Source organism: Pedobacter polysacchareus, from assembly GCF_019802255.1.
In the GTDB taxonomy this organism is placed as follows: Bacteria; Bacteroidota; Bacteroidia; order Sphingobacteriales; family Sphingobacteriaceae; genus Pedobacter; species Pedobacter polysacchareus.
This window is the reverse complement of sequence record NZ_JAHYSS010000004.1, coordinates 1-14736: the sequence shown is the minus strand read 5'-3', so window position 1 is coordinate 14736 and position 14736 is coordinate 1. Positions and strand designations below refer to the sequence as shown.

The 14736-nt window shown below is 39.4% G+C and carries 12 protein-coding genes; 6 read left to right on the top strand and 6 right to left on the bottom strand.

What is annotated here, in order from left to right; translation table 11 throughout:
- Positions 1-19: 19 nt before the first annotated feature.
- Together carB and K7X70_RS11215 are read right to left on the bottom strand one after the other, a co-directional pair.
- Positions 20-2836 (bottom strand): carbamoyl-phosphate synthase large subunit, encoded by a 2817-nt coding sequence (gene carB, locus K7X70_RS11220; protein WP_222537198.1) that lies wholly within the window; start codon positions 2834-2836, stop codon positions 20-22.
- 233 nt (positions 2837-3069) lie between these two features.
- Positions 3070-3387 carry a peptidase associated/transthyretin-like domain-containing protein gene (locus K7X70_RS11215; protein ID WP_222537197.1) on the bottom strand — a complete coding sequence of 106 codons (318 nt, stop codon included), beginning with the start codon at positions 3385-3387 and terminating at the stop codon, positions 3070-3072.
- 289 nt (positions 3388-3676) lie between these two features.
- On the opposite strand from K7X70_RS11215, the gene K7X70_RS11210 reads away from it, so the two are divergent.
- From K7X70_RS11210 to K7X70_RS11185, 6 genes are all read left to right on the top strand, one after another.
- The gene (locus tag K7X70_RS11210; protein WP_222537196.1) at positions 3677-4222 is read left to right on the top strand and encodes a hypothetical protein; all 546 of its coding nucleotides are present in this window, start codon (positions 3677-3679) and stop codon (positions 4220-4222) included.
- 57 nt (positions 4223-4279) lie between these two features.
- Positions 4280-4900: a nicotinamide riboside transporter PnuC gene (gene pnuC / locus K7X70_RS11205; protein WP_222537195.1), complete on the top strand. Its 621-nt coding sequence runs from the start codon at positions 4280-4282 to the stop codon at positions 4898-4900.
- Positions 4884-5414, top strand: a complete 531-nt coding sequence (locus K7X70_RS11200) for an AAA family ATPase (RefSeq protein WP_222537194.1) — start codon at positions 4884-4886, stop codon at positions 5412-5414. Before pnuC ends, K7X70_RS11200 begins: the two co-directional genes overlap by 17 nt.
- A 304-nt stretch (positions 5415-5718) precedes the next feature.
- Positions 5719-8148, top strand: a complete 2430-nt coding sequence (locus K7X70_RS11195) for a TonB-dependent receptor (protein ID WP_222537733.1) — start codon at positions 5719-5721, stop codon at positions 8146-8148.
- Between the two features lie 6 nt (positions 8149-8154).
- Positions 8155-8787, top strand: a complete 633-nt coding sequence (locus K7X70_RS11190; protein WP_222537193.1) for a thiamine phosphate synthase — start codon at positions 8155-8157, stop codon at positions 8785-8787.
- Between the two features lie 67 nt (positions 8788-8854).
- Positions 8855-10129 carry an MFS transporter gene (locus K7X70_RS11185; protein ID WP_222537192.1) on the top strand — a complete coding sequence of 425 codons (1275 nt, stop codon included), beginning with the start codon at positions 8855-8857 and terminating at the stop codon, positions 10127-10129.
- Between the two features lie 54 nt (positions 10130-10183).
- On the opposite strand, the gene K7X70_RS11180 is transcribed toward K7X70_RS11185, so the two are convergent.
- From K7X70_RS11180 to nagA, 4 genes are all read right to left on the bottom strand, one after another.
- On the bottom strand, positions 10184-11932 hold the full coding sequence (locus K7X70_RS11180; protein ID WP_062551223.1) for an ABC transporter ATP-binding protein: 1749 nt from the start codon (positions 11930-11932) through the stop codon (positions 10184-10186).
- 86 nt (positions 11933-12018) lie between these two features.
- Positions 12019-12582: a ribosome recycling factor gene (gene frr, locus K7X70_RS11175; RefSeq protein WP_062550770.1), complete on the bottom strand. Its 564-nt coding sequence runs from the start codon at positions 12580-12582 to the stop codon at positions 12019-12021.
- 40 nt (positions 12583-12622) lie between these two features.
- Entirely contained in the window at positions 12623-13330 is a 708-nt protein-coding gene (gene pyrH, locus K7X70_RS11170; protein WP_062550771.1) for a UMP kinase, read from the bottom strand.
- 38 nt (positions 13331-13368) lie between these two features.
- Complete coding sequence (gene nagA / locus K7X70_RS11165) at positions 13369-14475, bottom strand: N-acetylglucosamine-6-phosphate deacetylase (RefSeq protein WP_222537191.1); 1107 nt, start codon at positions 14473-14475, stop codon at positions 13369-13371.
- Positions 14476-14736: the final 261 nt, after the last annotated feature.

Below are 14736 nucleotides of genomic sequence, written 5' to 3'. Positions count from 1 at the left end.
CCTTTCGGGACTTTTTTTATTATTTCGATAAATACATCGATTTGTCTTTTACTAGCTTTCTGAAGTAAGGATCTTCCAGGTCTTTAATAAACCTGATCGCTTCTCCTGTAGACTTCATCTCTGGACCTAGTTCTTTCACTACTTCAGGGAACTTATCAAAAGAGAATACTGGCTCTTTAATCGCATAACCTTTAAGTTTTCTTTCGATCGTAAAGTCTTTCAGCTTGTTTACACCTAACATCACTTTAGCAGCGATATTGATATAAGGAACATCATAAGCTTTCGCAATGAAAGGAACCGTCCTTGAAGCTCTAGGATTCGCTTCGATCACATAAACTTTCTCGTCTTTGACTGCAAACTGGATGTTTAACAATCCGATTACGTTTAATGCTTTCGCGATTTTCTTAGAGTAAGTTTCCATATCGTTCATTACCTTTTCAGATAAGCTGAATGGCGGCAATACTGCGCTGGAATCACCAGAGTGAATACCTGCAGGCTCAATATGCTCCATCAATCCGATGATGTGTACGTCTTCGCCGTCACAGATAGAATCCGACTCGGTTTCTTCTGCTCTGTCCAGGAAGTGGTCAATCAATACACGGTTTCCTGGAAGATCACCTAGTAGTTTAACTACTGCTTTCTCCAGGTCTTCGTCATTGATTACGATGCTCATTCCTTGTCCACCCAATACATAACTTGGTCTAACCAATACCGGGTATCCTACTTCATTAGCAACTACAATCGCCTCTTCCGCGTTTTCAGCAACACCATATCTTGGATAAGGAATCTCTAATTCTTTTAATAAGTCTGAGAAACGACCTCTATCTTCCGCAACATCCATGTCATTGTAAGATGTACCGATGATTTTAATACCATTCTCATGAAGCTTTTCAGCCATTTTCAAGGCAGTCTGTCCACCCAATTGAACGATTACCCCTACTGGTTTCTCTAATTCGATAATTTCACGAACATGTTCCCAGAATACCGGCTCAAAGTACAACTTATCAGCCATGTTGAAATCTGTAGAAACTGTCTCCGGGTTACAGTTGATCATGATTGCTTCAAAACCGCTTTCTTTAGCAGCAAGCAGACCATGTACGCAAGAGTAATCAAATTCAATCCCCTGACCGATACGGTTAGGACCTGAACCCAATACAATTACTTTCTTTTTATCTGTTGGGATAGATTCATTTTCTTCTTCAAACGTAGAGTAGTAATATGGAGTTTGCGCTGCGAATTCTGCTGCACAAGTATCTACCATTTTATACACACGTCTGATGCCTAGGGATTTTCTTCTCTCATAAACCTCATCTTCCGTTACATTACCTAACAGGTAAGCGATCTGGATGTCAGAGAATCCTTTTTGTTTCAATGTGAAGAAGAAATCTTTAGGAATGTTGTTCAGAGAGTATCTTTTTAGCTCAACTTCCAGGTGTACTAAATCCTGAATCTGAGAAAGGAACCATTTATCGATTTTAGTTACTTTACGGATAGACTCCAAAGGAACACCCATCGACATGGCATCTTTAATTAAGAACAGGCGGTTCCAGCTTGGATGCTCCAAACCGTGCATGATCTCTTCGATACTTCTGTTATGTTTACCATCTGCACCTAATCCGGCTCTGCCAATTTCTAAACTCTGACAAGCTTTTTGTAGGGCTTCGATGAAGGTACGGCCGATAGCCATTACTTCTCCAACCGACTTCATTTGTAATCCTAGTTCCATGTTGGCACCTTTGAATTTATCAAAGTTCCAGCGAGGTACTTTCACGATTACATAGTCTAATGTAGGTTCGAAATATGCAGATGTAGTTTTTGTAATTTGATTTTCGATCTCGTCTAAGTTATAACCGATGGCTAATTTAGAAGCGATTTTTGCGATCGGATATCCTGTTGCTTTACTTGCCAATGCCGAAGAGCGTGACACCCTTGGGTTGATTTCGATGGCGATAATGTCGTCATTATCAGGATTCACAGAGAACTGAACGTTACAGCCTCCAGCGAAAGTACCAATAGCACGCATCATTTTGATGGCCTGGTTACGCATATCCTGGTAGCAGCGATCGGATAGAGTCATTGCTGGTGCTACAGTGATTGAGTCGCCGGTATGGATACCCATTGGATCAAAGTTTTCAATTGAACAGATGATGATCACGTTGTCATTACTATCTCTCAGCAATTCCAATTCGTATTCTTTCCATCCGATTACAGCTTTCTCTACCAATACTTCATGCGTTGGAGAAGCTTCTAATCCGCGTTGTAAAGCGTGATCGAACTCTTCTTTTTTGTGCACAAAACCACCACCTGAACCGCCTAATGTATAAGAAGGACGGATTACCAATGGATAACCGATTTCCTGAGCTGCTTCTTTACCTTCCAGGAAGGAATTTGCAATTTTGGATGGAGCAACGCCTACACCTATATCAATCATTAATTGACGGAAGGATTCTCTGTTTTCAGTTTTCTCAATCGCGGCAACATCTACCCCGATTACTTTAACACCATATTTTTCCCAAACCCCACGTTCTTCTGCTTCTTTACAAAGGTTCAAAGCGGTTTGTCCACCCATGGTTGGCAAAACTGCATCGATTTTTCTTTCGATCAGGATTTGCTCAATAGAGTCTACCGTTAAAGGCCAAAGGTACACATGGTCCCCAATCACCTTGTCGGTCATGATGGTTGCAGGATTAGAGTTGATGATGGAAACTTCAATCCCCTCTTCCTTTAAGGATAAGGCAGCTTGAGATCCTGAATAATCAAATTCACAGGCTTGACCAATGATAATAGGTCCCGATCCGATAATTAATACTGAGCGTATGGAGGTGTCTTTAGGCATAAGGCTTTAAAAAGTCTAAAGTTAGTATAAGTGAAATTGGTAAAAATTGCATTCTAAAAGACCAGAATAGTCTAGAGATTTTCTCTGCTGTGCGAGGGGAATATCCCGACTCTTCCGTCGGGATGCAAAGTTACGTTTTTGATCCATAAAAATATGCTGTTTTTTAAAAAACAGTTCAAATAAAAAAGGGCCTTTGAAATTCATCTAAAGCCCTTTTAATCATTTACTATAAATTACTGCAGCAATTTAATCTCTCCAACGTCTGTTGTGGCACTATCTACCACCGCAACATTCTCTAAAGAAGTGTCTTTATATGGCGAATTTGCCTTCACCAAAATGGTGTAAGTTTGAGGTTTAACTTTGCTAAAAACGAAGCTTCCATTGTTAACTGAGGCGCGTAAAGTATCCCTTCCGGAAATGGCCAATACCTGAGATGCACCCTCCGCAGGACTTACTTTCCCCTGGATGCCGCCTTCCCTGATGCTACTGAATGCCAATAAACCAAATGAAAGTCCTGCTGCTACGATAAAATTTAATTTTAGCCTTTTCATTATATTCAATTTTAAGTAGAAATTATAAAGGTTTGATGTTTAATCCTATACTTACTACAACTGGCGCAGAATTATGTTTTAATGTAAAATCCATTTCCAGATTCATCCCTTCCTGTAATAATTTAGTGTATATCTTTATTACGTTTTTAGTTTAGCCGAATTCCATTAATATGACTAGCTTGATTTAGATGGCAATGCCGATGTTTCCATCACGAAACCAGCGGTAAAATATATCTGAATGCAATTTGGAACAACATTTGCCGTTCCTATCTGAAATATACCATATCAAATGAGAACTATGTACAACCCAATGAAAAAATTATTCCCTGTAGTAGTGGCCACAATAGTGATGCTTTCCAGCTGTGCCACAGTACAATCCCTTATAAAATCATCTTTTCCATATAATGCGACTGTAGTCATTCCTGCAGGCACAAAAAGTGATACAAACATTTCTACCAGCTCCGCGGCAACTAGCTTTGATCAGGTTTTTGGAAATCAAAATGGTACAGATTATGTAAAAGAGATCAGAATTGCTTCGGCAAAAATGGAAGCCAGTAATCCTTCGAACAAAAGTTTAGGAATGTTTAAGTCTGTGAAATTATTTGTAGCTAATGAAAAAGGAGAAGAAGTAATGGTGGCTTCCAGAAATGATGTGCAGCAGAATATTGGTACCGGATTGGTTTTAGATATCGACAATTCACGCTTCCTGGACAATTATGTTAAAGGAACGAATTTGCGCATCAGAATGGAGTACGTTTTAAGAGAAAAAACGACTACTGACGTAAGCGTCCGGGTGTCCTTGAGTTTTAGCACCTCGCCAAAAACCAATAATTAACGGCAATCCTATAAAGCTTTATGTTGCAAATAATTTTAGGATAACTACTTTTGGCTCATGTTACTTCTTGAGTCTTCATTTTTTCAGTTAATTGCTGATCAATTTATTCATACTACCTGGCTGGAATGGCTGGGTGTATTTTCCGGATTTATCTGCATTTACCTGGCCACAAAAGAAAATGTGCTCAGCTGGCCGATTTCAATCATCAGCGTGATCGCTTATGCCTGGGTATTTCTTGATGCGAAGATGTATGGAGATATGGCACTGCAATTCTACTTCCTTTTTACTGCTTTTTATGGCTGGTATTTTTGGATCAGAAAAAAAGAAGTAAATGATAAACCGGTCGCTAATTTATCTAGAAAAGGCTGGTGGATCGCAATTGGGTCAATAGTAATACTATCTGTTGCATTGGGTTTATTTCTGGACCATTTTACAGATACCAATGTACCTTACGAAGACGGCTTCTGTACGGCAATGAGTTTTGTTGCACAACTCATGCTCAGCAGAAAAATCCTGCAAAACTGGATATTATGGATTATTGTTGACCTTTGCTATATCCCATTATATATTTACAAGAATCTAAATTTAAGTGCCATATTTTATGCTTTCCTGGTCGCCATTGCCATTAAAGGATATATAGACTGGAGGAAAACGTACCGCCGTGAACAAGCAAATTAAAAAGATCGCCATCGTTGGCCCCGAAAGCACTGGAAAATCAACTATTGCGCAGCAGCTGGCCAAACACTACCAAACCTTATGGGTGCCAGAATATGCCCGTTACTATTGCGCTGCACTAACGGAGCCTTGTAATTTACAGGATGAAGTAAATATGTACCATGGGCAAGTCGCACTGGAAGAGTCCATCCTCGCCATAGCGGAAAAAGATCTGATCATTTGTGATACTACTTTTATTACGGTAAAGGTTTGGAGTGATGAGGTTTTTGGCAATACTCCAGAAGTGGTACTGAAGGCTTTGCCGCTACATACCTACGATTTATACCTGTTAATGGACATTGACTTGCCATGGCAAGAAGATCCACTGCGTGATTTCCCTCATAAGAGAGAACATTTCATGCAGGTCTGGCATCAGGAACTACAAAATTTAAACGCCAATTATGTAGTAATCGGTGGCACAGACGAACGCTTAAATAATGCGATTACAGCTGTAGAATACTTTATTAAAGAAGATTAGCATTCGCTTATTATTACTGCATAAAATAGGCTGTAAACATCATTCCTAGAGATACATTCTTGAGATTCAATTTTTATCGATACCTTTAGCCCATCAAAAAGGGGTGCCTTGTTTTGTAAAAAACACAAAAACAGGCTGAGAGCATACCCATTATATCTACAAACAGATATATGCACCTGATCCGGATAATGCCGGCGGAGGGATTGGAGTTATGGAGTTAACTGGGCTGTAAGTGCCCCTTACTTACAGTGTTTTAACTAAAAAAACAAAAAAATTGAGAAAGTTATTGACCATAGCGCTAGCTATGTTGATGTTGCCTGTATTAACAAAGGCACAGTTTAGTATTTCAGGAATTGTGTCCGAAAACAACCAGCAGACATTACCAGGTGCAACCATCCGTTTAAAAGGAAAATCTTTTGGAGTAACGGCAGATGGACAAGGAAAGTACCAGCTTAAGAACCTTAAAGCGGGAAATTACACCTTAGTCGTGAGCTTTATTGGTTATCAGACAACAGAAAAAAATCTTGAGCTAAAGGCGAATCAGTTGGAAAACATCAGCCTAAAACCTGCTGCTTTTCTTGCAGATGAGGTCATCGTTAATGCCACACGTGCCAACGACAAATCAGCAACCACTTATAAAAACATCAGCAAAGCTGAAATCCAGGAAAACAATTTCGGACAAGACCTACCATTTATTTTAAACAATACCCCTGGAGTGGTGGTCACCTCCGATGCAGGTGCTGGCGTAGGCTACACGGGTATAAAAATCAGAGGTAGTGATGCCAGCAGAATCAATGTAACGATTAATGGTATTCCTTACAATGACAGTGAAAGTCAGGGAATATTCTGGGTTAATATGCCGGATTTTGCCTCTTCTATAGAAAATGTGCAGATCCAACGTGGCGTAGGAACCTCTACAAATGGTGCCGGTGCTTTTGGCGGAAGTTTGAATATCCAAACCACTGCTCCTTCAGAAAGTGCGTATGCAGAATTAAACAACACTTACGGTTCGTTCAATACGCTTAAAAATACGGTAAAACTAGGGACAGGCCTTATTGACAATAAATGGAGTTTCGATGGGCGCCTTTCCAGAATAAAATCTGATGGTTTTATCGACCGTGCAGCCTCAAACTTGAAGTCCTATTATCTTTCTGGTGCTTATCACGGGAAAAATGAATTGCTTCGCCTGAATGTTTTCTCCGGAACAGAAAAAACTTACCAGGCCTGGGACGGGATTCCTGAATCCAGGTTAAAAGGTGATCTGCAGGGAATGATAGATTTTAGCAAGCGTCAGGAATTTAATGATGCCCAAAAACAGCACTTATTAAACTCAGGAAATAGAACCTATAATTCCTTTACCTATAAAGATCAAACCGACAACTACGCACAAAATCACTATCAGGCACTTTATGCCAAGCAATTTAACGAACAATTCTCTTTCAATGGAGCCCTGCATTATACAGATGGAAAAGGTTATTTTGAAGAGTTCAAATTCGATCAAAAGCTGAGTAAATATGGTTTGCCACCAATGAATGCAGATGGTGCCATTCAAACAAGGTCAGATCTGATTCGTCGGCGCTGGTTGGATAATGATTTCTATGGTGCCACTTATGCATTCACTTATAAGCCGCAAGCTAATTTGAATTTCACACTTGGTGGTGCTTACAATGAATATAGAGGAAAACACTTCGGACAAGTGATCTGGGCAAAATATCCTTCTACCAGCAACAATACAGATCATTACTATGATGGTAAAGGAAATAAAAATGATTTCAATACCTATGCTAAAGTGAGCTATAGCCCGGTTGATCAGCTGAGCATTTTTGCAGACCTACAATACCGAAGTGTAAACTATACGATTTCAGGAAAAGATAAAAACCTTCGGGAGCTTGATTTCAACAATACCTATCGCTTTTTCAATCCAAAAATTGGCGCTACTTATTTCTTAAATGAGCAGAGTAATATTTATACCTCCTTCAGCGTGGCTAACAAAGAGCCGAATCGCGATGATTTCACCAATTTGAAAGTAGGTATACCTGCTCCAAAACCAGAACGTCTGCATGATTTAGAAGCTGGATACCGTTACAAAGAAAACAGATTGAACCTCGGCGTAAATGTCTATGGTATGTTCTATAAAGATCAATTGATTTTCACCGGAGAAATCAATGAATTTGCTGATGCTTATCGTCAAAATGTTGACAAAAGTTACCGGATGGGATTTGAATTAGATGCTTCCTATATCATTAGCGCTCAATTTGCCTTGAATGCCAATGCTGCATTCAGTAAGAATAAAATCCAGAATTATATTAATTATGTAACTCAGTATGAGGATGACAATACGGAAACGCTGATTACTACCAATTACAAAAACACAGACATCTCTTTCTCTCCAAAATCCGTTATTGGAGGAGAACTCGTTTACAAACCATTTAAAGGTTTTGCCGCTGCTTTGCAAAGTAAATTTGTAGGCAAGCAATATCTTGACAATACACAAAATGAAAGCAGAAAACTAGATGCTTATTGGGTAAATAATGCAAGAATCGGTTACGATTTCCAACTTAAAGGAATCAAAAACATCAATATTGGATTATTAGTTAATAATATCCTCAATGAAAAGTATGAAAGCAATGGTTATACTTATAGCTCTGCTTACCAAGGCAATATCACCACAGAGAACTTTTATTACGCCCAAGCCGGAACTAATTTTTTACTTTCGTTAAATTTCAAATTTTAACTACTTATGAAGAAGTTCATCGAAAAGCTACAGTTTATAACACACGATATCCACCAGCATAGCCATATTGAACAGGCTAACATCGCCTGCAGTGAAGGTGCAAAATGGATTCAATACCGTTGTCTGACTAAAAATGATGAAGAACTTTTGGAAGATATCAATGCAATTGCAGGAATCTGTGACGATTGGGGAGCAACCCTGATCGTTACAGATCATATTCATTTGAATGGAAAAGCCGACATTCAAGGCTTTCATATAGAAGATATGGATGCAGATTTTGTAAAACTTCGGGAGCAATTGGGAGAAGCGATTACCATTGGCGGCTCTTCCAACACTTTAGAAGGCTTGATCAGACTGGCAGCAGAAGGTGCAGATTATGCCGGATTCGGACCATTTTACACTACAAGAACCAAACCCAACACTGCGCCATTATTAGGAGTAGAAGGATATGCAAAGGCCATGCAAGCGCTAAAATCACAAGAAATTAATCTACCAGTTCTTGCTGTTGGAGGTGTTACCCTTAGTGATATTGATCCATTAATGGCAACGGGAATTTTTGGAATTGCCGTTTCTGAAGCCATCAATCAGGCGGATAACATGGGTGCTGCGTATCGCGCATTTTATGACAGTATCATGTAATATTTTTTTTAAGCAAGTGTATGTTATTGAATCACCATAACATACATTTGTTTAAAAAACACCCTTTTTGGAACCTCAGATACCCACAGAAAAACCAGATCCTTACGCTGCGCTCCGATTCCGGGAGTTTCGATCCTACCTCGGCATGCGTTTCTTTTTTACGTTTGCTTATCAAATGCAGGCGGTCATCATTGGATTTCATATTTACCACCTTACCAAAGATCCCTTAGCTCTTGGCTTAGTTGGACTTTGCGAAGCGATTCCAGCCATCAGCATCGCACTATACGGAGGTTATGTAGCTGATAAATCAGAAAAAAGAGGGTTATTACTGAAAATATTTAGCGGTGTATTCCTGTGTTCATTGATCATGCTGATCGTGACCACTCAGCAAATGCATGCCTACGTACCAGTAGACTATATTGTGCCCATTATGTATTTGATGGTATTTGGAATTGGAATTGCCCGAGGATTTTTTAGTCCGGCAACCTTCTCTTTAATGGCACAGATTATTCCTAAAAAACTTTACCCTAATTCAAGTACCTGGAACAGCTCCAGCTGGCAGGCCGCTTCTATTTTGGGTCCTGCTGTAGGTGGATTAATTTACGGCTTCTACGGCATTACAGTGACTTATTGTGTTATCCTTTCCTTCATCGGCATTGCCCTAATCTGCATATTTTTCTTAAAAACATATCCTCCTACCTTTGTCCCTAAAGAAAGTATTGTAAAAAGTCTGACTGAGGGTGTTCATTTTGTCTTCAAAAACAAAATGATGTTAGGTGCGATGAGCTTAGACTTATTCTCTGTATTCTTTGGAGGAGCGGTAGCTTTACTTCCGGTATTTGCAAATGATATTTTGAAAGTAGGTTCTGAAGGACTCGGCTTCATGCGGGCTGCTGCTTCCAGTGGCGCAGTAATTACCATGTTAGCCATGACCCGTTTCTCTCCAATGAACAAGCCCTGGAGGAATCTGCTGATTGCAGTTACAGGATTTGGAACAAGTATTATCTGTTATGGTTTATCAAAAAACTTCTATCTCACCTTGGTGTTTTTATTCATGGAAGGTGCTTTCGACAGCATCAGTGTGATTATCAGATCGACGATTATGCAATTGCTTACCCCTGATGAGATGCGGGGTAGAGTCTCTGCTGTAAACAGCATGTTTATTGGTTCTTCTAATGAGATTGGAGCCTTTGAGTCTGGTCTTACCGCAAAGCTCATGAGAACCGTCCCTGCAGTGGTATTCGGAGGAAGTATGACGATTTTGGTTGCTGGAATCACGTATCTGAAGACAAAAGGAATGATGAAGTTAACTTTGCAGGAAATCAACGACCAGCAAAATTAACCCCATTCATTTAAACCTTATCCTTTTGTGCCAGGGTTTGTTTTCCAGGAATGCCTAGTATTCTATTCTCTCACCGACCTGCTGTCTCCACATGGCATAGTACAACCCTGTTTCGGCCAATAAATCTTCGTGTTTACCCTGTTCAATGATATGTCCGCGTTCCAAAACAAAAATACGGTCTGCATGACGAATCGTCGACAGCCTGTGGGCGATCAAAATCGTAATATGATTGGTCTGCACAGAAATATCACGGATTGTTGCCGTGATCTCCTCCTCTGTTAAAGAGTCTAAAGAAGAGGTTGCTTCATCAAATACCAGAATATCTGGTCTGCGCAATAATGCTCTTGCAATTGATAATCTTTGTTTTTCTCCGCCAGAAACCTTCACTCCGCCTTCACCGATTACAGTATCCAAACCTTTATCTGCACGTGCCAGCAAGTTATTGCAAGCCGCTTGTTTCATTACTCGTAAACAATCTTCATCTGTAGCATCGGGTCTTACAAACTGCAGGTTTTCCCTGATCGTTCCGGAAAACAATTGTGTATCCTGCGTTACAAAACCAATTTTCTCTCGTAACATATCAAGATCTATCGCTTTACTCGAAGTATCATTATACAGAACATCGCCTTCTATTGGCTGATAAAGACCCACCAACAGTTTTACCAATGTGGTTTTTCCAGAGCCTGAAGGCCCCACAAATGCAATGGTCTCCCCATTATGAGTACGGAAATTAATGTCATTCAGAGCATTGTGCTTTCCGGTCAGGTGTCTAAAGTTCACATCTTTAAACTCAAGACTGGTAATTTTATCCAGTTTAACCGGATTTAGTGGTTTCTCATCTATTGGCGTGCTTAAAATTTTCTTGAAATTTCCAAGAGAAACCTCTGCTTCGCGCCAGGAAAGAATTACGTTGCCCAGTTCCTGTAAAGGACCAAAGAGAAAGAAAGAATAAAACAGAAAAGAAAAGTATTGCCCGGCAGAAATCGTATTTTCAAAGATAAGGATCAATAAAACCACCACCATCGTACTACGCACAAAATTGACAGTTGTTCCTTGTACAAAGCTCATACTTCTTACATATTTCACCTTTCTTAGTTCCAGCCCTAAAATTTTATACGTGGTTTTATTTAACCTTTCGATTTCCTGGCTGGCAAGGCCGAGACTTTTCACCAGCTCAATATTTCTCAAGGATTCCGTGGTAGAACCCGCCAATGCGGTTGTTTCTGCAACAATAGTCTTTTGAATAGTTTTAATCTTCCTGCTCAGATACCAACTGACAAAACTAATGATTGGAATTGCAGAAAAATACACCAGTGTTACCTTATAACTTACCGTAACCGAGTATACAATAACGAATACCATCCCTATCAAACTCACGAAAAGAATACTAATAAACGCGGTAATAAATTTTTCCGAATCAAGACGAACCTTCTGTAGAATTCCTAATGTTTCCCCACTTCTCTGGTCTTCGAATACCTGATAAGGTAATTCAAGAGAATGCTTCAGTCCATCGGCATACATACTGGCTCCAACCTTCTGAACGATAATGCTGGTAAAGTAATCCTGGAAATTCTTGGCAATTCTAGACACCATTGCAGCTCCTACACTCAAGCCAACCAAGCCAAGTACTCCCCATACAAATTCGCTTCTTTGCAACACGTCCTTCTTCTGAATGAACTCATCCACTATTCTTCCCGTAATATAAGGGTCCAATAAGGAGAATCCAATGTTGATTGCTGCTAGTAAAAGTGCCAGTGCAACCACCCATTTATGAGCACTTAAATATTCAAGTAGTAATTTCATGTAATTAAATCTAGCCAAAAATAAATAAAGGGAATGAAGCATTAGCTCCATTCCCTTTAAATTACAAGTAAATTATAAATCAGGTTTTAAACCGTCATGATATCTTTTTCTTTTGCTTCAGCATGTTTATCCACTTTGATAATATATGCGTCAGTTATTTTTTGCACTTCGCCTTCTCCGGTTTTGATTTCATCATCAGAGACACTTTCGCCTTTTAGCTTCTTAATTTTCTCGTTAGCATCTTTACGGATATTACGAATGGTAATTTTTCCGCGTTCTGCTTCTTCTTTTACCTTTTTTACAAGCTCTCTTCTGCGTTCTTCAGTTAGCGGAGGAACTACTAAACGGATTACCACACCATCATTCTGAGGGTTAATTCCAATGTTCGCTTCCATGATGGCGCGTTCAATAGGAACTAACATATTTTTTTCCCAAGGCTGAACGAGTAAAGTACGTGCATCTGGTGTATTGATACTTGCTACTTGAGATAAACCAGTAGCACTACCATAATAATCTACAAATATGCCATCTAACATTCCTGCAGAAGCTTTTCCCGCACGAATTTTTGTCAATTCAGATTCACAATGGTCAATAGCCTTGTCCATGCTTGCCTGAGCATCTTGTAGTTGTTTCTTTATGAGGTCATTCATGTTTTGTAAAATTTAACCAAAAATATAAAATTTATTAGAATCAGACCTTAACAAGTGTTCCAATCTCTTCACCCTTGGCAATTTTCATGAAATTACCGGTTTTATTCATATCAAAAACGATAATAGGAAGTTCATTTTCTTCACACAAGGTGAAGGCGGTCATATCCATTACGTTTAAACCTTTATCATAAACTTCTTTGAAAGAAATTTTTTCATATTTTGTTGCTGTAGGATCTTTCTCAGGATCTGCAGTGTAAATTCCATCTACACGTGTTCCTTTAAGTACTACATCCGCTTTAATTTCAATTGCTCTTAAAGCAGCCGCAGAATCAGTTGTGAAGTAAGGGTTACCTGTACCGGCACCAAAAATCACCACACGACCTTTTTCTAGGTGACGTACCGCTCTTCTACGAATAAATGGCTCACAGATTTGCTCCATTTTAATTGCAGTCAGCAAACGTGTTTTTAAACCCACTTTTTCTAGTGCATCTTGTAGTGCCATACTGTTGATTACGGTCGCTAACATTCCCATATAATCAGCCTGTGCTCGGTCCATGCCTGACTTTTCGGCGCTTAAACCTCTAAAAATATTACCACCTCCAATAACTATTGCTATTTCAAGGCCTTCATCATGTACCGCTTTAATGTCTTCAGCGTACTGTCTAACACGCTCATTATCAATACCATATTGTTTATCGCCCATCAGCGACTCGCCACTTAATTTCAGCAGAATCCGTTTATACTTCATGAGTCCAAAAATAACTATTTGTTTTAATTAATCAGGGCTCAAATGTGCAAACCCTTTACAAAAACTTTCTTTAGCTGCAGCTCGGGAGATAAAAACAGCAAATCAGCATCGCTACCAACATTTAAAGTGCCTTTTGTTTTTAAAATACCCATTAATAGTGCCGGATTTTTTGAAGCAAGTTTTAAAGCTTCTTGTATTGGAATATCACAATGTTTAACACAATTCTGAACCGCTTGCAAAAGGGTAATATTTGAGCCTGAAAGCGTACCATCGGCAGTCACAAACTTGTCGCCATGAAGTTCATGTTGATAAGGCCCTATTGCACAAGCCGTCACTGCATCCGTAATTAGGAATAACCTATCTTTCATTGCTTTGTACGTCATTTTAACAACTTCAAGATTCACATGACAGCCATCAGCAATGATACTAGCCATTGCAGTAGGATGATTCATTACCGCCACAGGCAGATTAGGAGCTCTGTGATGAATCGAAGGCATTGCATTGAACAAATGAGTGGTTGTCTTAAAACCACTGTTATAAGCCGCTGTAGCCTGATCAAAATCAGCATCACTATGGCCTAGGGACAATATGATTCCCTGATCAACTAAATAACGGATTACCTTCTCGTCCTGCAACTCTGCGGCTATAGTCATCATTTTAACTGTACCATCCGCATAGTCCAACAGTTTCTTTACTTCATCCAGGCTTGCTTTATAAATGTATTCTGCTATATGTGCTCCCCTACGTTTGGGATTGATATAAGGTCCTTCCAGATGAAGCCCTAAAAACCCTTTAGCTTCGCTACGATAAGCTTTTGCTGCATCCAGACATTGATAGACGATTTCGGGACTATTTGTTGCCACACAAGCTAAAAAGCTAGTTGTTCCTTTAGATATTAGATCTTCATCCATCTGTTTTAACGTTTCCGCCGTAGGATATGCGGAAAAGAGATTTCCGCCACTACCATAAATCTGAAGATCAATAAAACCAGGAGAGACATAGTCACCGGCTACATCTATAATTTCATAGTCAGCTGGAACAGCTTCATTAGAGATTCGACTAATCTTCCCTTCTTCAATAAAAATGGTTTGACCTTTTTGGAGTAGGCCGTCACTAAAAAACTGACTATTGGTTATCGCAATCATAATTAGATGTATTTAAGATATCCAAATATAAGCGAGTCCTTCAGATATCACTAGCTAATTGAGAAAAGAAGATGGATATAAATTTTACCTCAAATAGGCAGAATGACATAAGATTGATCTAAGCTACGAAAAACATGCTAGTTATATAACTTAAGAGCAGCGCTACCTGCTCGAAACCTTTCAGAAAAAAAGGCTGTATACAAGAAAAGCCTGTAGTTTCCTACAGGCTTTCTTTAAGATTTGGCACCGACCTACTCTCCC